Source organism: Rossellomorea sp. RS05, from assembly GCF_039822645.1.
Lineage (GTDB): Bacteria > Bacillota > Bacilli > Bacillales > Bacillaceae_B > Rossellomorea > Rossellomorea marisflavi_B.
In genome coordinates, this window is record NZ_JBDKWY010000001.1 from 193,268 (window position 1) to 212,531 (window position 19,264).

General features: G+C 45.4%; 18 protein-coding genes and 1 other annotated feature. Of the genes, 16 read left to right on the forward strand and 2 right to left on the reverse strand.

Going from position 1 to position 19,264, the window contains the following annotated elements:
• Positions 1-61 precede the first annotated feature (61 nt).
• The 6 genes from ABJ225_RS01070 (at position 62) to ABJ225_RS01095 (ending at position 5,514) form a co-directional block, all read left to right on the forward strand.
• Positions 62-1,027 (forward strand): BMP family ABC transporter substrate-binding protein, encoded by a 966-nt coding sequence (locus ABJ225_RS01070; protein ID WP_481900583.1) that lies wholly within the window; start codon positions 62-64, stop codon positions 1,025-1,027.
• Positions 1,024-1,206 (forward strand): ComZ family protein, encoded by a 183-nt coding sequence (locus ABJ225_RS01075; protein WP_053427549.1) that lies wholly within the window; start codon positions 1,024-1,026, stop codon positions 1,204-1,206. The genes ABJ225_RS01070 and ABJ225_RS01075 overlap by 4 nt, the downstream gene beginning before the upstream one ends.
• 371 nt (positions 1,207-1,577) lie before the next feature.
• Entirely contained in the window at positions 1,578-2,510 is a 933-nt protein-coding gene (locus ABJ225_RS01080) for a beta-ketoacyl-ACP synthase III (RefSeq protein WP_347318030.1), read from the forward strand.
• 49 nt (positions 2,511-2,559) lie between these two features.
• On the forward strand, positions 2,560-3,804 hold the full coding sequence (gene fabF / locus ABJ225_RS01085) for a beta-ketoacyl-ACP synthase II (protein WP_347318032.1): 1,245 nt from the start codon (positions 2,560-2,562) through the stop codon (positions 3,802-3,804).
• Positions 3,805-3,898: 94 nt separating this feature from the next.
• Positions 3,899-4,660: a DUF2268 domain-containing putative Zn-dependent protease gene (locus ABJ225_RS01090; protein WP_347318034.1), complete on the forward strand. Its 762-nt coding sequence runs from the start codon at positions 3,899-3,901 to the stop codon at positions 4,658-4,660.
• Between the two features lie 104 nt (positions 4,661-4,764).
• Complete coding sequence (locus ABJ225_RS01095; RefSeq protein WP_218245739.1) at positions 4,765-5,514, forward strand: YjbA family protein; 750 nt, start codon at positions 4,765-4,767, stop codon at positions 5,512-5,514.
• Positions 5,515-5,553: 39 nt separating this feature from the next.
• Here the strand turns inward: ABJ225_RS01095 and trpS are convergent, their stop codons facing one another.
• Together trpS and ABJ225_RS01105 are read right to left on the reverse strand one after the other, a co-directional pair.
• On the reverse strand, positions 5,554-6,552 hold the full coding sequence (gene trpS / locus ABJ225_RS01100) for a tryptophan--tRNA ligase (RefSeq protein ID WP_481900584.1): 999 nt from the start codon (positions 6,550-6,552) through the stop codon (positions 5,554-5,556).
• A 76-nt stretch (positions 6,553-6,628) separates the two neighbouring features.
• Positions 6,629-6,860 (reverse strand) — a binding site (T-box leader).
• 41 nt (positions 6,861-6,901) lie between these two features.
• Entirely contained in the window at positions 6,902-7,288 is a 387-nt protein-coding gene (locus ABJ225_RS01105; protein WP_347318038.1) for a DUF3899 domain-containing protein, read from the reverse strand.
• A gap of 459 nt (positions 7,289-7,747) precedes the next feature.
• Here ABJ225_RS01105 and ABJ225_RS01110 point away from each other — a divergent pair, with 459 nt between their 5' ends.
• From ABJ225_RS01110 to cls, 10 genes are all read left to right on the forward strand, one after another.
• Positions 7,748-9,412: a peptide ABC transporter substrate-binding protein gene (locus ABJ225_RS01110; protein ID WP_347318040.1), complete on the forward strand. Its 1,665-nt coding sequence runs from the start codon at positions 7,748-7,750 to the stop codon at positions 9,410-9,412.
• A gap of 163 nt (positions 9,413-9,575) precedes the next feature.
• On the forward strand, positions 9,576-10,505 hold the full coding sequence (gene opp3b / locus ABJ225_RS01115; RefSeq protein WP_218245743.1) for an oligopeptide ABC transporter permease: 930 nt from the start codon (positions 9,576-9,578) through the stop codon (positions 10,503-10,505).
• A complete protein-coding gene (gene opp3C / locus ABJ225_RS01120; protein ID WP_079515822.1) occupies positions 10,505-11,530 on the forward strand; it encodes an oligopeptide ABC transporter permease in 1,026 nt (341 codons plus the stop codon). Before opp3b ends, opp3C begins: the two co-directional genes overlap by 1 nt.
• Before the next feature lie 20 nt (positions 11,531-11,550).
• Entirely contained in the window at positions 11,551-12,621 is a 1,071-nt protein-coding gene (locus tag ABJ225_RS01125; RefSeq protein WP_218245744.1) for an ABC transporter ATP-binding protein, read from the forward strand.
• Positions 12,621-13,556, forward strand: coding sequence for an ABC transporter ATP-binding protein (locus ABJ225_RS01130; protein ID WP_053427538.1), 936 nt, complete (start codon positions 12,621-12,623; stop codon positions 13,554-13,556). Before ABJ225_RS01125 ends, ABJ225_RS01130 begins: the two co-directional genes overlap by 1 nt.
• A 318-nt stretch (positions 13,557-13,874) precedes the next feature.
• Positions 13,875-15,074 (forward strand): putative glycoside hydrolase, encoded by a 1,200-nt coding sequence (locus ABJ225_RS01135; RefSeq protein WP_347318044.1) that lies wholly within the window; start codon positions 13,875-13,877, stop codon positions 15,072-15,074.
• Between the two features lie 258 nt (positions 15,075-15,332).
• Positions 15,333-15,905, forward strand: a complete 573-nt coding sequence (locus ABJ225_RS01140; RefSeq protein WP_079515824.1) for a GNAT family N-acetyltransferase — start codon at positions 15,333-15,335, stop codon at positions 15,903-15,905.
• Between the two features lie 292 nt (positions 15,906-16,197).
• A complete protein-coding gene (gene spxA / locus ABJ225_RS01145; RefSeq protein ID WP_048004318.1) occupies positions 16,198-16,593 on the forward strand; it encodes a transcriptional regulator SpxA in 396 nt (131 codons plus the stop codon).
• Between the two features lie 354 nt (positions 16,594-16,947).
• A complete protein-coding gene (mecA, locus tag ABJ225_RS01150; protein ID WP_218245746.1) occupies positions 16,948-17,619 on the forward strand; it encodes an adaptor protein MecA in 672 nt (223 codons plus the stop codon).
• A 74-nt stretch (positions 17,620-17,693) separates the two neighbouring features.
• Complete coding sequence (gene cls / locus ABJ225_RS01155) at positions 17,694-19,184, forward strand: cardiolipin synthase (RefSeq protein WP_056537807.1); 1,491 nt, start codon at positions 17,694-17,696, stop codon at positions 19,182-19,184.
• Positions 19,185-19,264: the final 80 nt, after the last annotated feature.

Sequence of the window (19,264 nt, forward strand, 5' to 3'; positions counted from 1 at the left end):
GTAAAATATACCCGTTGCAATTATTTTTACGAGTTCCGAAGAAACAAAGGAGTTGCTGTACTTGATCATGAAATTTTTTCACTTGTCGATGATCCTTTTGCTGCTGGGGGGCTGTACTTCCGGTAGCCGGTCAGGAGAGATGGACAATGCTGGCCTGCTGGTCCCGGAAACGATCGATGATGGCGTTTGGGGGACAAAAGGGTATCAAGGTCTTTTGGGCATCCAGAAAGAGTTCGATGTGAAGGTTTACTATAAAGAAGGAATGAATGGAGACACGTCGATCCGTCATGCCCTGGATGAATTTGAAAAAGAGGACGTCAATCTTGTGTTCGGTCATGGGAATGAATACTCTTCCATATTCAATGAGGTGGCATCGGAGCATGAGAAGATGCATCTGGTAAGCTTCAATGGGGACGCTACGGAGAAGAATACTACCAGCTTGACGTTCAACGGGTACGCCATGGGGTTTTTCGGAGGAATGACTGCTGCTTCCCAGACAAAGACGGATCGACTCGGCGTCATTGCGGCCTTTTCCTGGCAGCCGGAAGTCCAGGGGTTCATTGATGGAGCCAGATACCAAAACGGTAAAGCCGAGGTCCTGGTCGAATATACGGGTCACTGGGACCACTCGGAGGTTGCACTCGATAGGCTCGACGGGCTTCTCGATCAAGACGTGGACGTTGTATATCCAGCAGGGGACGGGTATAATGTGGCTGTAATTGAAAAACTCAAGGAATCAGGTCGCTATGCCATCGGGTATGTGAGCGACCAGTCAGATCTTGGGGAAACAACGGTGTTGACGAGTACGGTCCAGCATGCCGACAAGCTGTATGAACTGATTGCCGGGAAATATACTGCCGGTGAACTTGAGTCTGGTAATCTTGAATTCGATTTCCGGGACGGGGTCATCTCCATGGGAGAATTCAGCCCTGTCGTTCCTGCCGGATTCAAGACAGAGATGAACCAGCATATCAAAGCGTATGTCGATACCGGAAAACTACCGAACGGAAAGGAGTCGCCACAATGAATGAAGACAAAACGATGCAATTCTTGCAGATAGCGATGAAGTATCTTCCAGAAGCACAGGAACAGCTCGAAAAATCAGGAATCCAGCTTAGCCCGGAGATGATCGAACCCTTCCTGTCCATGTTCACCAACGTTATGAATGAAGCGTATGAACTAGGTAAGCAAGACGCAGCGAAGTAATGTACATAGAACAGTAGGGGGAAATACACCTTCTGTTCACCGTAAAACCCAGGAGCAGTGACGTTCAGTCCCTCTTGGGTTTTTTCGTATGTGATGAAAAGTGGGTTACTCACTAGCCGGGTTTGAAGAACACGTCTAAATAGAAGAAGTCCTTGCTCCGGGTCAAGTGGGAGTATATCATTCACCCAGCCTGAATCAAATACACACTTCCAGCGAATCGTGAAAACTTTTAGGGACCCTTCAAGGAAACTTGGGTCTGATAATGCAAAACTAAGGCAAAAAGAATTGCAGAAAGAGTAAAAGTCCGTTAAAATTAGTACCAAGTCATAATAATTGATAATAAAGCGAAGGTAAAACAGGGGGATGCCGATATGAATACTGGAATCATTGGAATAGGGCGCTATCTGCCTGAGAAGATATTGACCAATGCCGATTTGGAAAAAATGGTGGATACATCGGACGAATGGATCCGTACTCGGACGGGGATTGAAGAGAGACGTGTTGCAGGGGATGATATCGATACATCGGATATGGCCTATGAAGCAGCGAAGAAAGCCATCGAGGATGCAGGCATCTCACCTGAGGATATCGACCTGATCCTTGTGGCAACCGTTACACCTGATCAGCCGTTCCCTTCCGTCGGATGTCTCCTCCAGGAGCGCCTGGGGGCGAAGAAAGCGGCAGCCATGGATATCAGTGCTGCATGTGCAGGCTTCATGTATGGTATGATAACCGCAAAACAATTCATCGACAATGGAGCCTACAAGCATATCCTTGTCGTCGGTGTGGAGAAGCTCTCGAAAATCACAGATTGGGATGACCGCAATACTGCCGTCCTATTCGGTGATGGGGCCGGGGCTGCCGTCATGGGTCCTGTACCAGATGGGAAAGGGATCCTCGCTTTCGAGCTGGGTTCTGATGGAACCGGTGCAAAACATCTTTATCAGGATGAGCACATCATCATGAATGGTCGCGAAGTATTCAAGTTCGCTGTCCGTCAGATGGGTGAATCCTCCATCAACGTCATCAATAAAGCAGGGCTGGATAAAGAGGACGTCGATTTCCTCATTCCTCACCAGGCGAATATCCGCATCATGGAAGCTGCAAGACAGCGTTTGGAGCTGCCTGTTGAGAAGATGTCCAAGACCGTGAATAAATATGGAAACACATCTGCCGCATCCATTCCGGTTTCACTCGTCGAGGATCTTGAGGCCGGAAGGGTGAAAGAAGATGACGTCGTCGTCATGGTGGGCTTCGGTGGAGGCTTGACCTGGGGTGCGATCGTCATGCGCTGGGGAAAATAATCGATAATAAACTATCTTCTACTACTTATACGATAAAGGAGACCGAACAATGGATATGAAACGTGTTGTCGTAACAGGATTGGGTACCGTCAATCCATTAGGAAATGATGTAGAAACAACGTGGGCGAATGCCCTTGCTGGGAAATCCGGGGTCGGGCCACTCACAAGGCTGAATGCTGATGAGTATCCTGCCAAGGTAGCGGCTGAACTGAAAGATTTCAATATTGAAGACTTCGGAATCGAAAAGAAGGAAGCGCGTAAGATGGACCGTTTCACTCATTATGCCATCGCAGCGTCCTTGATGGCAGTGAAAGACGCCAACCTTGAAATCACGGAGGGAAATGCCAACCGTGTCGGTACATGGATCGGTTCTGGAATCGGCGGGATGGAAACATTCGAAACCCAGTATGAAACCTTCCTTAAGCGTGGATACCGCAGGGTAAGTCCTTTCTTCGTCCCAATGATGATCCCTGACATGGCTGCCGGCCAGGTATCGATCCTCCTAGGAGCAAAAGGATTCAACTCCTGTACCGTAACGGCCTGTGCAACAGGCACGAATTCCATCGGTGATGCATTCAAGGTCATCCAGCGCGGTGACGCGGATGTCATGATCACGGGTGGAGCGGAAGCACCAATCACGAAAATGTCCGTAGCCGGTTTCTGCGCCAATACGGCCCTTTCGACCAATCCCGATCCGGAAACGGCTTCAAGACCATTCGACTCTGAACGTGACGGCTTCGTCATCGGAGAAGGAGCGGGGATTGTCATCCTGGAAGAACTCGAACACGCGGTGAAACGCGGAGCAACGATCTATGCTGAAATCGTCGGCTATGGCTGCACGGGTGATGCCTATCACATCACTGCCCCTGCACCAGGCGGGGAAGGTGGGGCGCGTGCCATGAAGATGGCACTTGATGATGCCGGTGTAACGCCTGATCAGATGGATTACATCAACGCCCATGGTACAAGTACGGCTTATAATGACAAGTATGAAACCATGGCCGTCAAAGAAGTATTTGGTGATCATGCCAACCGTCTGGCCATGAGCTCCACAAAATCCATGACCGGTCACCTTCTTGGTGCAGCGGGTGGAGTGGAAGCGATCTTTACGGTTCTTGCCATGAAGGATGGAAAGCTCCCACCGACAATCAACCTTCAAAATCCGGATCCAGACTGCGATCTGGACTATGTAGCCAATGAAGCACGTGAGCAGGAAGTCAATGTTGCCATGAGTAACTCCCTGGGCTTTGGTGGCCATAATGCCACGCTCGTATTCAAAAAATATGTGAAGTAATCGTGAGTCCGCCGAATCTTTCGGCGGGCTTTTTTTCTAACTCTCCTGCAGATTGCATATACATGAACCAAATTAGCAGGAAAGAGGGATAATGATGCCAGTGATCCCAACAGACGAGTGGATGGATCAAACATTCGAGGACCCAGTCGAGTTGTTAGAAAGGACGAAAAGAGGGGAAGGAGAAGCAGCAGCTTTCTATGCCTACCTCCGAAAACAAGGGATGTATCGCCCGTCTAGGCAGGTGGAAGAATGCTTTAATGAGCTTAAGTCTGACGAACTATGGAAGAGGCTTTCCGTTTTTGAGAAAAGGTACAAAAGAAAATGGAAAGGACCTGATATACCCATCTATTTATTCCCCCTAGAGCCGAAAAGAGGCTTATTCAGAGAACCGGCTAAAAAATCAGGAGTTTGCTTTTTTGATGAAATGTTTCTTTTTGTTCAAAAATTGGAGGATCACAAAGAATATGAGGCACTATTTGTGCATGAATACCACCATTGCACCCGTATGAAAAAGCTGGCGGGTAAAGAGGAGGAATATACCCTCCTCGATTCTGTCATCTTCGAGGGACTGGCAGAGAATGCCGTGAGGGAATATTGCGGCGTTGACTATGCTGCTCCGTGGACAAGGAAATATACTGAAGAGGAATTGAGCGGATGGTTCAAGGAATGGATCGAACCCCATGCTGATCTAACGAGGAAATCACCACTTCATGATGAACTTCTCCACGGGAAAAGACACTACCCAGAGCTGCTGGGGTACGCCATCGGTTACCGGCTCGTACGGTCATTCGCTGAAAAGAACGGAATGAATAGTGTGATGATGCTGGGCCTCCCGTCGGAGACTTTTCTAGAGTAAGCACTTATCATACAGGATAAAACAGGAGAGAGCACGAATAAATCCACAGGTGATTGACCATACTGATTGACAACCAAACAATGTAGTAAAGCGAGGGGTCAATCATGTTATATCTTCATGATGTATGGGTCAATTGGTTCGAAGGGGAAGAAAACGGATATAATATCTGCCATTTTCACGAATGGAGAAAAGAGGACGTAATTGAGTTGCTGGATCAGGTGCCTCTATTGAAAGTCGGCAAAGAGTTGTATCATTACATCGAGAATGATTTATCAGAATTACCTCGGCAGATGCTGAATGATGTGTATCAAAAAGCGTATCTCAGAAAGAACCATGAACGCATTCAACAGGATTATTGCTTCGTGGTCACCGATGGCACGGCGATTCTGGCCGTCGATACGATCGGTTACACCGTCCCGATCAGGAAGAGCCGCCTGATACCACGTCAGGAACAGCTCGTTTATGAAATGGTGGAAAGTCAAGAAGAGCTTGAATATGAGTTCAAGCCTGATCAAAAGCGGGAGGAAGCGTACCACATCCTTTCTCCAAACCCGTTCATGATGAGTGGGCTGACACGCAAGGAAAGGCAGTTGAAACAGCTTCTTTTCATGGCCCTCGATCAACTGCGCACTTCGGAAAATACGGCTGAAGTGAGATACTGGTATACGGAATGGGCCCCGGAACAGTACAGGACGATCCAGGAGCTCGATTTCCAAGAAGCATGGCAGATGCTTTATGAGGACACAAAATACGGATGGTCCGACAAGCATCTGTCACTCTGCGAGAATCTGATTAAAGGACAACCATTCTTCGAAAAGTTATGGGAAGTAGAGAATCGTCCAAAAGTAAATTGAACAAAAAGAACCTTGAGCCCATGCTCAAGGTTCTTTAGTTTATCGCTTTTTCCGTTCTTTTCTTCCAAGACCCATGGCCTTTTCCATTTTCTTCAGCATCTTCCCTGCGGTTCGATTCGCTTTCTCAGCTCCGCGATCAAGGATATCATCAAGTTCCTCGGAATCGATCAGCTCGTAATAGCGGTCCTGAATCGGCTTGATGACATCCACAACCACTTTGGCAAGGTCACCTTTGAAATCGCCATATCCTTTTCCATCATATCGCTCCTCAAGTTCGGCAATCGGAGTGCCTTCAAGAATCGAGTAGATAGAGAGCAGATTCGAAACCCCAGGCTTTTCATCCCGGTCGAATCGGACGATGCCATCCGAATCCGTCACAGCGCTCTTGATTTTCTTTTCAATGACTTTAGGGTCATCAAGCAGTGTAATGAACGCCTTTTTGTTCTCGTCGGATTTGCTCATTTTCTTTAGTGGATCCTGAAGCGACATCACACGTGCTCCTACTTTCGGAATGCGCACCTCTGGAACCGTGAAGATATCATTGTATTTCTTGTTGAAACGCTCCGCAAGGTTCCGGGCAAGCTCGAGATGCTGCTTCTGATCCTCTCCGACTGGGACAAGGTCCGTACCATAGAGCAGGATATCGGCTGCCATGAGGGGAGGGTAGGTGAGAAGACCGGCAGATACGGCTTCTCTTCCATGGGACTTATCCTTGAACTGAGTCATGCGCTCAAGTTCACCGATATAGGTCACGCACTGCAGGATCCATCCGGCCTGTGCGTGAGCCGGAACCTCCGACTGAATGAACAGTGTCGCTTTATCGGGATCGATCCCGCAAGCAATATAAAGGGCAGCAAGGCTGCGGATGTTTTTGCGCAGTTCTGCTTTATCCTGGGCAACAGTGATCGCATGCTGGTCGACCACGCAAAAATAGCAATCATACTCTTCCTGAAGCTCGGTGAATTGCTTCATAGCTCCGATGTAATTACCAAGCGTGATCGTCCCGCTCGGCTGAATGCCGCTAAAAATCGTTTTCATCTTCATTCCTCCTATAGTACAGTTCCTGTATCATCATGACCATCCGGCCAAAAATAAAACCCACCCGTCCAAAAAATATAGGGACGAATGGGTTGTTTCCGCGGTGCCACCCTAAGTTACTCAGGAATGAGTCGGCTTAGTCCATGCATTGCATGGTCCCCGGTTAACGGAAGGGGTCCGTCTCCGGCTACTGCTTTCACCGGGGAAGCTCGAAAGTCCATTCCCCCGCAAGCGGATACCTGCTTTCAGCGGGCGCAGGCTCTCTTGGAACCGGCAAGCGGGGTACTACTCTTTGTCAAAGCTTGTTTCATATATGCAAAAGTCATTATATGAAAAAAAAGCGCCGAAATCAAGTATAGAGAGAATATGAGAGGATCAGGGATACGGCAAGGGATAAAATCCCGATGTAGAAAAGGGGTGCCGTCAGGCGGAATGGTTCTCTCACTGCATACACCTCGTGAATTTCCTTCCGTTCCTCCACGTCATCGAACTGCGCCACGTATTCATCTTTCTTCGACCTTGACCTGAAGCGCTTGAAGGCATATAAGATCCCATTCAAGAAACCGTTTTGGAAAACAAACATCAAGGCGGCTACAGAAGCATAAGAAATTCCGACGATGAATAAAGTATCAATGAGGGAAAGGAGCAAATCCGATCCATTCATGTAACGGACAAGATAGACCGCAGCAAGGTAAAGTAATGTGACCATCGGTAGGACGCGTAAACGTTTCATCATGTTGCACCTTCACTTCCAAAATGATTTCAAGCATTCCTTCCAAAAGAAACGATCAGGAATGCATGCTGTTCTCCTATAGAAGTATACCCGAAGCGTTCAAGTTTTGAAAAGGAAGCAAGAGCACGAATTCACAGTTTTTTATATCTATCCGCCATATTAGATAATTATAATGAAGATAGGAGAACGCTTTCTTTCGATAAAGAAGGAAAAACGCCAGGAAAATCGCTGGTTTAATTGGGTGATTGTAACATTTGTAATGGGACAAACCACCCTGAATTCGATTTCGGAACCCTTATATATCAAGGTTTTAACACCTTATTACCTAGTAAACTGATTATTTAGCAAAAAAACTGTTAAATTCGTATTGCAAAAATATCTCTATCATGTATAATAAGTAACAAATCTTCTGAAAATTAGAAGATAAATAAATATGAGAAGTATGAGGAGGTCAATTTCAAGATGAAGAAAAAGTTTTCTTTATTACTGGTTCTTCTTCTAGCTGTGAGTACTTTCTTGGCTGCCTGTGGCGGAGACAAGAAGACTGACGGCAAAAAAGAAGGGGCAGCTGGGGGATCTGACACGAAAGACGAGCAAGTATTGAATCTTGCGGAAGCTTCCGAAATCCCGTCAATGGATTCAGCTCTTGCAACGGATGCAGTATCATTCAACGTTATGAACCAGGTGTATGAAGGTCTTTACCGCCTAGGAGAAAACGATGAGGCTGAGCTGGGTATCGCTGCTGAAGAGCCTGAAGTAAGTGAAGACGGTAAAAAGTATACTTTCAAACTACGTGATGCAAAATGGTCTAACGGTGACCCTGTCACTGCACAAGATTTCGTATACGGATGGCAACGTGTTCTAAATCCAGACACAGCAGCTGAATATGCGTACATCATGTCTGATGTCAAAAATGCTTCCAAAGTAAACGAAGGTAAAGCGAAACCTGAGGAACTTGGAATTAAAGCACTCGATGAAAAGACTCTTGAAATCGAATTGGAAACGGAAGTTCCTTACTTCAAAGCGTTGCTTTCTTTCGCAACATTCTATCCGCAAAACCAAAAGTTCATTGAAGAACAAGGCGATAAATATGGTCTAGAAGCTGATACTTCTGTATACAACGGACCTTTCACACTATCTGAGTGGAAGCATGAGCAAAGCTTCAAACTTTCTAAGAACAAAGATTACTGGGATGCTGACACTGTTAAACTTGAAGAAGTTAACTTCAACATCGTAAAAGATACAACAACTGCCGTTAACCTTTATGAAACAAACAAAATCGACAGGGTTGGCCTAAGCGCTGAGTTTGTTGACAAGTACAAAAACGATGAAAACTTCAAAACGCGCGGAGAAGCGTCTGTATTCTTCCTTCGTTTGAACCAAGCGTCTAAAAACTCTGAAATCCTGAAAAATGAAAATGCACGTAAAGCATTCGACGCTGCATACGACAAGCAAGGTATGGTTGATGTTCTATTGAACAACGGATCTGTACCAGCTTACTACCTCGTTCCTAAGGACTTCGTTACAGGTCCAGATGGAAAAGAGTACCGTGAAACTGCTGGAGAAGCATACGGTGGATTTGACGTAGAAAAAGCAAAAGACTACTGGGCTAAAGCCAAAAAAGAAACTGGCATCGACAATGTTGAGCTTGAGCTATTGAACTATGACAGCGAAAGTTCCGCGAAAATCGGTGAGTACTTCAAAGAACAACTTGAGTCAAATCTTGACGGTCTGACTGTTAAGATCAAAGCGCAACCGTTCAAGCAAAAGCTTGATCTTGAATCAAAAGGTGACTATGACTTCTCCTTCGCAGGTTGGGGTCCGGATTATCCAGATCCGATGACGTTCCTGGATATGTTCGTAACAGATGGTGCACATAACCAAATGGGTTACTCTAACCCTGAATTTGACAAATTGATCGAGCAAGCTAAGACTGAGCTTTCTTCTGATCCAGAAGCTCGCTGGCAAGCAATGGTTGATGCTGAAAAGATCCTCTTCGATGATCAAGCAATCAGCCCGATCTACCAACGAGGTGTTTCTTACCTTGAGCGTCCATACGTGAAAAACGTATTGGATCACTCTTTCGGAGCTGACTACTCTTACAAGTGGGCTTCTATCGAGAACTAAAACGCTCTAAGTTGAACCTTCTGAAGGAGAGTGTATGCATAGGCATACGCTCTCCTTTTCCAGTCATAAGCGACAATTTTCGCAATTTAAAAAATAAATTGAAAATTTGTCGATTATCGCTATAATGGAGAAGTAGTATAAACATAGAAAAGGGGGGCTAAGCATGGTCAAATATACTATCAAGCGTATTGTTTATATGATCATCACTTTGCTTATTATTGCAACCGCCACATTCTTCTTGATGAAGCTCCTTCCAGGGACTCCACTCACAAATCAAGAGAGACTGTCTCCGCAACAACAACAAATCATCCTAGATAAATACGGACTCAATGATCCACTGCCGGTTCAGTATGTCACCTATATGACGAACTTGGTGCAAGGGGACTTGGGTTTGTCATTCCAATATGACAATCGACCGGTTTCTCAAATGATCGCTGACCGTATAGGACCTTCCGCAATTCTTGGTTTCCAAGCAATGGTATTAGGGACAATCATCGGTTTGATTATCGGGATTATTGCAGCTATAAGACAGAACACCTGGGTTGACTATGGGTCTACATTCCTGGCCGTTCTCGGTATTTCGATTCCCTCGTTCGTATTTGCAGCACTTCTGCAATATTACGTCGGTGTAAAATGGGAAATTCTACCTGTTGCGTTGTGGGGAGAGTATAAACATACCATTCTTCCGACCCTCGCTCTGACAGTAGGGGTAGTAGCCACGATCGCCCGTTATATGAGAACTGAAATGATCGAAATCCTTAATACAGACTATATTTTGCTGGCTAAAGCAAAAGGAACGACGAACACGAATGTCATCGTGAAGCATGGCGTCCGGAATGCTATGATTCCAATCATCACGATTCTTGGGCCGATGACAGTCGGTATCATGACGGGTACGATGGTTATTGAGCAGATTTTTGCCGTGCCTGGATTAGGGGAGCAGTTCGTACGTTCAATCAATACAAATGATTATACGGTCATCATGGGCGTAACATTATTCTATAGTGTTCTTCTTGTTGCCGTAATTTTCTTAGTGGATATCCTTTATGGAATTATTGATCCACGTATTCGTCTAGTTGGAGGGAAGAAATAATGGAACCAAACAATAAAAATCAAGAGCAGCTGTCAAAAGACCTCTTCCAACGACAAAAAGCAACAAGTGCACAGGCTGAAAAAATTGAACGACCAAGTTTAAACTTCTACCAGGATGCATGGATTCGTCTACGTAAGAGCAAGGGGACCATCGTCGGGTTCATTATAACGATTATTATCGTATTCTTTGCGTTTGTTGGACCGATGATGAATGATCATAAGTTCTCTGATCAAAATATCCGTCATGCCAAACTTCCTCCGAAAATCGAAGCGTTGTCTGGAATCAGCTGGCTTCCGTTTGACGGGAAGGATCATGAAGGCTTTGATGTCTACGAAGCGCGCCAAGTGAAAGAAAATTATTGGTTCGGAACAGACGATTTGGGCCGGGACCTATGGACCCGTGTATGGAAAGGGACTCAAGTTTCCCTTTATATCGGGATCCTCGCAGCGATCATCGATTTCTTGATCGGTATCTCTTACGGTGGGATCTCAGGATACTACGGAGGAAGAGTCGATGATATTATGCAACGGATCATCGAAGTACTTGTAGGTATACCAAACTTGATTGTCATTATCCTCTTTATTTTGGTATTTGAGCCTGGGATCTTCTCCATTACTATGGCCATGGTACTAACGGGTTGGACAGGAATGGCTCGGATTGTTCGAGGACAAATACTTCAACTGAAGAATCAGGAATATGTACTTGCTTCAAGAACGTTAGGTTCATCAAATAACAGATTAATTTTTAAACATCTACTTCCAAACGTAATGGGACCAGTTATCATTACTACGATGTTTACAGTTCCTGGTGCCATTTATACAGAGGCGTTCCTGAGCTTTATCGGACTCGGCATTGCACCGCCAAAGGCATCACTCGGATCTTTGGTTAATGACGGTTACAAATCCATTCAGTCCTACCCGCATATGATGCTGATTCCGTCAGCGGTCATTTCATTGATCATCCTGAGCTTCAATCTTATGGCCGATGGGCTGAGGGATGCTCTAGATCCAAAACTGCGTAAGTAAGAAAAAGGGGGATATAGAATATGGAAAAAGTGTTGGAAGTCAAAAATCTGCACGTCTCCTTTAATACTCATGCTGGAGAAGTGAAAGCCGTTCGCGGTGTGGATTTACACTTAGATAAAGGTGAAACATTGGCGATCGTTGGAGAATCGGGATCAGGTAAGTCTGTTACGACGAAAGCACTGATGCGTCTGATTCCAAACCCGCCTGGATTCATCAAGCACGGCGAAATGATGTTTGAAGGAAAAGATCTTGCTAAAATACCTGAGAAGGAAATGCAAAAGATCCGCGGGAAAGATATTTCCATGATCTTTCAGGATCCAATGACTTCTTTGAACCCGACCATGACAATCGGGAAACAAATCATGGAGCCATTATTAAAACACCAGAATATGAGCAAACCGGATGCAAAGAAACGTGCCATCGAACTTCTGAAGCTTGTTGGTCTGCCAAGTCCTGACACCCGTTTCAAACAGTATCCCCACCAGTTCTCCGGTGGTCAGCGTCAGCGTGTGGTCATCGCGATTGCCCTTGCTTGCAATCCTAAGATCCTGATTGCAGACGAACCTACAACGGCACTTGATGTAACAATTCAAGCACAGATCCTTGAACTGATGAAGGATCTGCAAAACAAAATCGATACGTCCATCATTTTCATTACCCATGACCTTGGGGTAGTGGCGAATGTGGCAGATCGCGTAGCCGTTATGTACGGTGGACAAATTGTCGAAACGGGAACGGTGGATGAAATTTTCTACGATCCGCGTCATCCGTATACATGGGGATTGATCAGCTCCATGCCGACGACCGACACAGACGGTGAACAGCATCTCAGTGCGATTCCCGGAACGCCTCCAGATCTGTTGAATCCACCTAAGGGGGATGCCTTTGCACTAAGAAGCGATTACGCCATGAAGATCGATTTTGAGCAGGAGCCACCATATTACCAGGTTTCTGATACTCACTATGTAAAATCATGGTTGCTTCATCCAGACGCTCCGAAAGTTGAGCCACCAGAGGCAGTGAAAATAAGATATCGCAGAATGCCTTCCAACTTTGCAGAGCCTGTACTTGTTGAGGGGGTACGCGTATAATGGCTGAAAAATTATTGGAAATCAAAAACCTGAAACAATATTTCAATCCTGGGAAAGCAAATATGGTTAAAGCCGTCGATGACATCAGCTTTGATATTTATAAAGGAGAAACGCTCGGTCTTGTTGGTGAATCGGGTTGTGGAAAATCCACTACCGGACGGACCATCATCCGCCTTTATGATGCAACAGACGGTCAAGTACTCTTTAACGGAGATGACGTTCACGGGAAAAAATCCCGTTCGCAGCTGAAGAACTTCAACCGTAAAATGCAGATGATCTTCCAGGATCCATATGCTAGTTTGAACCCGCGTATGAAAGTCGCAGACATCATTGCAGAAGGAATCGATATTCACGGTCTTGCTACAAATAAACAAGATCGGATGAAGAGGGTCCATGACCTTCTTGAAACAGTCGGACTAAACAAAGAGCATGCAGGCCGCTATCCTCATGAATTCTCAGGGGGGCAACGTCAGCGTATCGGGATCGCCCGCGCCCTGGCAGTGGAACCTGACTTCATCATCGCCGATGAGCCGATCTCTGCACTGGATGTATCCATCCAGGCGCAGGTCGTGAATCTTATGCAGGAGCTTCAAAAAGAAAAGGGACTAACGTACCTATTCATTGCTCATGATCTTTCCATGGTTAAATACATCAGTGACAGGATCGGGGTCATGTACTACGGTAAGCTTGTAGAACTGGCACCAAGTGATGCCCTGTACAATAATCCGCTGCACCCGTATACGCAATCACTCCTGTCGGCGATTCCACTTCCGGATCCTGATTATGAGCGCAACCGCAGAAGGAAAGAATATAACACGGCTGTCCATAACTATACAGCTGATGACAAACTTGAAATGCGCGAAGTCGCACCAGGACATTTCGTCTATTGTTCTGAAAAAGAATTCGTCCAGTATCAAGCACAATACAAGCATTGAGAAAAAGAAGACTCCCGGACCTGGGGGTCTTCTTTTTTGTGCTGAAGGGCGATACGCTCGTGTACTCTAAAATCGACAAGATTCTGCTGATTTGTTTTAACTCCTCTAGGTGAGAAGGATGAAGCGGTAGGATTACGACTAAGGTATGTTGTTCTCTACCATAATCATCATTCAAGTGAGAAGAAAACGACAGAAATCACATCTTTTCGGAAATTTCGACATTATCTGTCCGTTTTCCCTTTTCTTTCAAGTTCAATCATTGTTAGAATAGGTAGAGAAGATACATATTTTACTAGACGAATAGAGGAGAGGTTCGCTTTGAAGTGGAAAAAATGGGCTGCTGCTGCGGCAGGGGTCGCAGTATTGTGTGCGCTTCCTTTCCAGACGGCAGATGCCGAAGGAACTGGAAAAGAGGCCGGAACTCATCAAGTAAGAGCGATGGCGATGAAGGAAAAGGATGGGAGCGTGTCCCCACGCTTTAAGTATGATTCCGGTTTGGATTTTGAGTATCCTGACGCCGTCCGCGGTATCTATGTGACGGGGCATTCAGCGGGTGGATCCAAATTCGGTCAGCTGACGAAGCTGATCGAAGAGACGGATCTGAATGCAATGGTCGTGGATATCAAGGATGATAATGGGAATCTGACGTATGTACCAGAGGAGTCGTCCCCCTATCATGATATCGGCCAGCCTTTCATCAAAGACCCGAAACAGGTTTTGAAGACGATGGAAGAGAAGAAGATCTATCCCATCGCGCGCGTGGTGGTATTCAAAGATACGGTCCTAGCCAATAAAAAACCTGAACTCTCATTTGTAGATGGAAATGATGTGTGGAAGAACGGGCGCGGGGAATCCTTTGTCAATCCTTTCATGAAGGAAGTATGGGATTATAATGTAGGCATTGCCATTGAAGCGGCAAAGATGGGCTTCAAGGAAATCCAGTTTGACTATGTGCGATTCCCTGAAGGCTTCGAAAACCGTGACGGTGAGTTGAAGTATGATGGTGGGACGTACACAAGTGAAGACTCCGATAACGTGCAAAAACGCGTGCACGCTGTAACGGATTTTGTCGAATACGCTCACAAGCAGCTGGAACCCTATGATGTCGAAGTTTCTGTTGATATTTTTGGCTACAGCGCCACATTGCCTGAAGCTCCGGGGATCGGCCAGAATTTCTCTAAAATCTCAGAGAATGTCGATGTGATTTCATCCATGATCTACCCGAGTCACTGGACGTCTTATTTCGGGATCGACAAACCTGACCTTGAGCCGTACAAATTGGTTGCTGAATATTCCAAGCTCGAGAATAAGAAGCTGGATGAGCTGAAGAATCCACCTACTTCCCGCCCATGGCTGCAGGATTTTACGGCCTCTTGGCTCGGCTCCGGAAACTATAAAGCATATGGAAAAGCAGAAGTAGAGGCGCAAATCAAAGCGCTTAATGATAACGGAATCAATGAGTTCCTACTATGGGATGCAGGAAACTCCTACACAAGAGGTGTGGATTACACGCCTTGATCAATTGACGGTGAGGATCTTTCGGTTTAATGAAAGATCCGCACCGTTTTCTTCTATTAAGTGAACGTTGGATCCAGCCCTTTACACGAGGTGGACATTTGACAATACACTACATACTGCTATCATTATAAGTAGAGTGTCTACCGAAATCCCCTTTTTTCACCCTTAGGCGTGAAAACCCCTCTCTCAAATCTGACATACATTTTACCATTTAGAGAATTCTAGTAATGCAAAAACATTTTCAGAAGGAGTAGATCCATGCATTGGTATGAGAAACTAAATCAATATTTTCCTGTAGAGGAAATGAAATCGCGCGAACATATGGAAACGCTTTTAAAGGAAAGAAGCGATATCTATCACAAAGATGAAGGACAGTATCACGTTCTAATGTATGCGGAACTCGAGGAGTTCATCTTCATCGACTATCTGTTCGTCTCAAAGGATGCCAGGGGCCAAGGTCTTGGAAGCAAACTGATTGAAAAGCTGAAAGAGAGGAAGAAACCGATCCTCCTGGAGGTGGAACCAGTGGACTATGACGATACCGACACCGAAAAGCGCCTTAAATTCTACAAAAGGGAAGGGTTCAAACATGCCGTGACGATAGGATATGCGAGAAGATCCCTTGCAACGAATGAAGTCAATCCAATGGAAATCCTTTACTGGGCACCTCAGGATGAGCCTGAAGAACTGATTTATGAATCCATGAAGAAAACCTACGAACTGATTCATACCTATAAAGATGAAACGTTTTACGGTGAATCCTACGAGTCAGTGGAGGATGTTCTGACAATGGATGAGGATCGTGACGGAGATGTATTAAAAAAACTGTAGCACACCAACCTTATTGCGATTCGCAATAAGGTTTTCTAAATGAAAATGAACTCTTATGTTTAACAGTGAGCAGAAGGGGTATATGTAGAGTAAATGGATATGATTATACTTTGTTAAACAAATGTATAAGAAAATTGACAAATTGGTTAAAAGTATATTCAACAATACATTATTCATGTATAATACGTTATAGAGATTGCTTATTTAAACTTATTTTAATTAAACCGTATACGTTTAAATAATACTCTACCATAATCTTTTCAAAAAAATCTTGAGGGAGTGTGAATGATTCGTGGTAACATTATTCACTTCACCTAGTTGTACATCTTGTCGTAAGGCAAAAGCTTGGTTAGAAGAACATGAGATTCCATATACAGAGCGCAACGTTTTTTCTGAGCCATTGAGCATTGATGAAATCAAGGAAATCCTTCGCATGACTGAGGATGGAACGGATGAGATCATTTCGACTCGTTCGAAAACATTCCAAAAGCTGAACGTCGACCTGGAGACCCTTCCTCTGCAAGAGTTGTTCGAACTGATCCAACAGAATCCTGGGCTTCTCAGACGCCCGATCATCTTGGATGAAAAACGCCTGCAAGTAGGTTATAATGAAGACGAAATCAGACGTTTCCTTCCAAGGAAAGTTCGTACATTCCAACTCATGGAAGCTCAGCGCATGGTTAACTAATTCATATCCGCCCCGGTCGGAATGGCCGGGTACCTTTTCTAAAAAAAGGGGGCCAGCTAATGAAGGTACGTTGCGTATCCTTTTCAGCTGGTCCCCTTTTACATTGGACGAGTTTTATCACTTGAATTTTCTGCAAATATCCGCTAAACTGGCAAAAACACTTAGTTAATCAGCAGGATATGTGAAGTAAAATGGGTGCAAAATGTATTCCCATTTCAGTGGAATCAACATAAAATAGAAGTACAAGGTACAAACTAACCTAACTGTTTCTTCTATCTTCACCAGCAATCGAGCTGCAAGGCTCGGAGGGTGCAGTCCCTTCACTAACTTCATGCAAGAAGGGAGAGGTGTCAAATGGAAATCGAACGCATTAACGAAAATACAGTCAAGTTTTATATATCTTATGGGGATATCGAAGATCGCGGTTTTGACAGGGAAGAAATCTGGTATAACCGCGAGAGGAGCGAGGAGCTATTCTGGGAGATGATGGATGAAGTTCATCAGGAAGAAGACTTCGGGATCGAAGGCCCCCTTTGGATCCAGGTTCAGGCCCTTGATAAGGGACTTGAGATCCTCGTGACTCGTGCACAGGTCTCCAAAGATGGTCAACGTTTCGAACTGCCGATCCCGGAAGAAAAGCTGAAGGATCTGCCGGTTGATGAACGGATTGAAGAACTCCTCGATCAGCACTTCCAGATCAAGCAGGACCCTGAAGGAGAAGGGGATGCTTCACTCGATTTCACTCTTACGTTCCGTGATTTTGAAGATGCGATCTCCCTTGCCCACCGGATGAAGGACCAGTCGCTGGAGCAAATGGCCACAAAGCTATTGGCTTATGAAAATAAATATTATCTATACATTAAGTTTTCCGAAGAACACTTTACGGAAGAGGAAATGGAGAATACGCTCAGCATGCTCCTCGAATATGCGGATGAATCACGCATGACGGTCCATCGTCTTGAGGAATATGGAAAAGTCGTCATGGCTGAAGATGTATTCGGTACGTTACGTACACATTTTGCATAATGCCCAATACCGGTTTCTGATGAAATCGGTATTTCTTTATTTTTAAGAATCCATCCTGAAAGGTGTTCACGAGTGTGAAAAATACAGTGCGTGTTCTCTTATTCCTGCTGGTACTTGTTATCAGTTACCTGCTCTACTTTGATCAGTACTTACATGGTGTAGTCAAATACGTCAGCTTGTTGTTCACCTTCTCCGTCATCTTGATCGGATTTTTGATCTTCTTTGAAAACCGCCATCCGACCCAGACATTGACATGGCTCGTGGTGCTCGGCGCATTTCCGTTCCTGGGCTTTATCTTTTATCTATTGTTTGGCAGGAACTTCCGGAAGGAACGGATGTTCAAGAAAAAATATATATTGGATAAGCAGACCTATTTGCGGTATGAACCTGGTCCGAAAGAAATGGATCGGGATTTGTTTCAGGACAAGTATTTCCGTCTTGCCAGGCGAATCGGCAACAGTTCGATTTCCTTTTCTTCTTCGACAAAGGTGCTGACCAATGGTGATGAAACGTTCCAGGAGATTTTGGACTGGCTGAAGACGGCGAAACATCATATCCATCTTGAATACTATATTGTCCGCCATGATGACATCGGCTCTCAGATCAAGGAGGTCCTCATCCAAAAAGCCAGCGAAGGGGTGAAGATCCGCTTCTTATATGACGCTGTGGGTTCATGGCAGCTTTCCAGAAAATATATCACCGAATTGAAAGAAGCGGGAGTCGAGATGGTTCCATTCGGTCCGGTTAAAATACCCATCCTGAATAATAAGTTCAATTTCCGCAATCATCGCAAGATCATCGTCATCGACGGTTCTATCGGCTTTGTGGGTGGGTTGAATATAGGTGATGAGTATCTTGGGAAGAACCCTTCCTTTGGATTCTGGAGGGATACCCACCTGATGGTGAAAGGGGATGCCGTCAGGACCCTGCAGCTTATCTTCCTCCAGGATTGGTACTATATGACGAGTGACGATTTCATCACACCAGGTTATCTTACTCCTGACCCAAGCGAGGGGGACGGAGGCGTGCAGATGATCGCGGGAGGACCTGACAATGAAGTCAGCGTCCTGAAGAATCTGTTCTTCTCCATGATCACATCTGCTCAAAAGAGTGTGTGGGTTGCGTCACCCTATTTCATACCGGATGAAGATATATTCTCAGCCTTGAAGATTGCCGCCCTCAGCGGAGTGGATGTGAGGCTTCTTGTGCCCCACAAGCCTGATAAAAGAATTGTGTTCCACGCTTCCCGTTCCTATTTCCCTGAGCTCCTTGAAGCGGGTGTCAGGATCTATGAATACCAAAAGGGCTTCATGCACAGTAAGATCCTCATCGTGGATGGTGAACTCGCTTCGATCGGCACGTCCAATATGGACATGAGGAGCTTTCATTTGAATTTTGAGGTCAACGCCTTCCTTTACAAGACGGAGAGCACCCTTGATCTTATGACTGAATATGAGCATGACCTTCTTCATGCAGAAGAACTGTCACTTGATACATTCCAAAAGCGCCATCTTGGCTACAGGTTCCTTGAATCAACATCTCGTCTGCTCTCACCGTTATTATGAACTTTCCCGGGGAATCCCGGGGAAGTTTTTTTGATGGGGGAAAGGAAATGGACGTGTGCACGTAGAATGAGTGTGGAGGA

What these genes read in the sequence shown, in the direction of transcription:
- ABJ225_RS01075 (WP_053427549.1), top strand. Translation starts at nt 1,024, where the DNA reads ATGAATGAAGACAAAACGATGCAATTCTTGCAGATAGCGATGAAGTAT.
- ABJ225_RS01080 (WP_347318030.1), top strand. Translation starts at nt 1,578, where the DNA reads ATGAATACTGGAATCATTGGAATAGGGCGCTATCTGCCTGAGAAGATA.
- fabF (WP_347318032.1), top strand. Translation starts at nt 2,560, where the DNA reads ATGGATATGAAACGTGTTGTCGTAACAGGATTGGGTACCGTCAATCCA.
- ABJ225_RS01090 (WP_347318034.1), top strand. Translation starts at nt 3,899, where the DNA reads ATGCCAGTGATCCCAACAGACGAGTGGATGGATCAAACATTCGAGGAC.
- ABJ225_RS01095 (WP_218245739.1), top strand. Translation starts at nt 4,765, where the DNA reads ATGTTATATCTTCATGATGTATGGGTCAATTGGTTCGAAGGGGAAGAA.
- trpS (WP_481900584.1), bottom strand. Translation starts at nt 6,552, where the DNA reads ATGAAAACGATTTTTAGCGGCATTCAGCCGAGCGGGACGATCACGCTT.
- ABJ225_RS01105 (WP_347318038.1), bottom strand. Translation starts at nt 7,288, where the DNA reads ATGATGAAACGTTTACGCGTCCTACCGATGGTCACATTACTTTACCTT.
- ABJ225_RS01110 (WP_347318040.1), top strand. Translation starts at nt 7,748, where the DNA reads ATGAAGAAAAAGTTTTCTTTATTACTGGTTCTTCTTCTAGCTGTGAGT.
- opp3b (WP_218245743.1), top strand. Translation starts at nt 9,576, where the DNA reads ATGGTCAAATATACTATCAAGCGTATTGTTTATATGATCATCACTTTG.
- opp3C (WP_079515822.1), top strand. Translation starts at nt 10,505, where the DNA reads ATGGAACCAAACAATAAAAATCAAGAGCAGCTGTCAAAAGACCTCTTC.
- ABJ225_RS01125 (WP_218245744.1), top strand. Translation starts at nt 11,551, where the DNA reads ATGGAAAAAGTGTTGGAAGTCAAAAATCTGCACGTCTCCTTTAATACT.
- ABJ225_RS01130 (WP_053427538.1), top strand. Translation starts at nt 12,621, where the DNA reads ATGGCTGAAAAATTATTGGAAATCAAAAACCTGAAACAATATTTCAAT.
- ABJ225_RS01140 (WP_079515824.1), top strand. Translation starts at nt 15,333, where the DNA reads ATGCATTGGTATGAGAAACTAAATCAATATTTTCCTGTAGAGGAAATG.
- mecA (WP_218245746.1), top strand. Translation starts at nt 16,948, where the DNA reads ATGGAAATCGAACGCATTAACGAAAATACAGTCAAGTTTTATATATCT.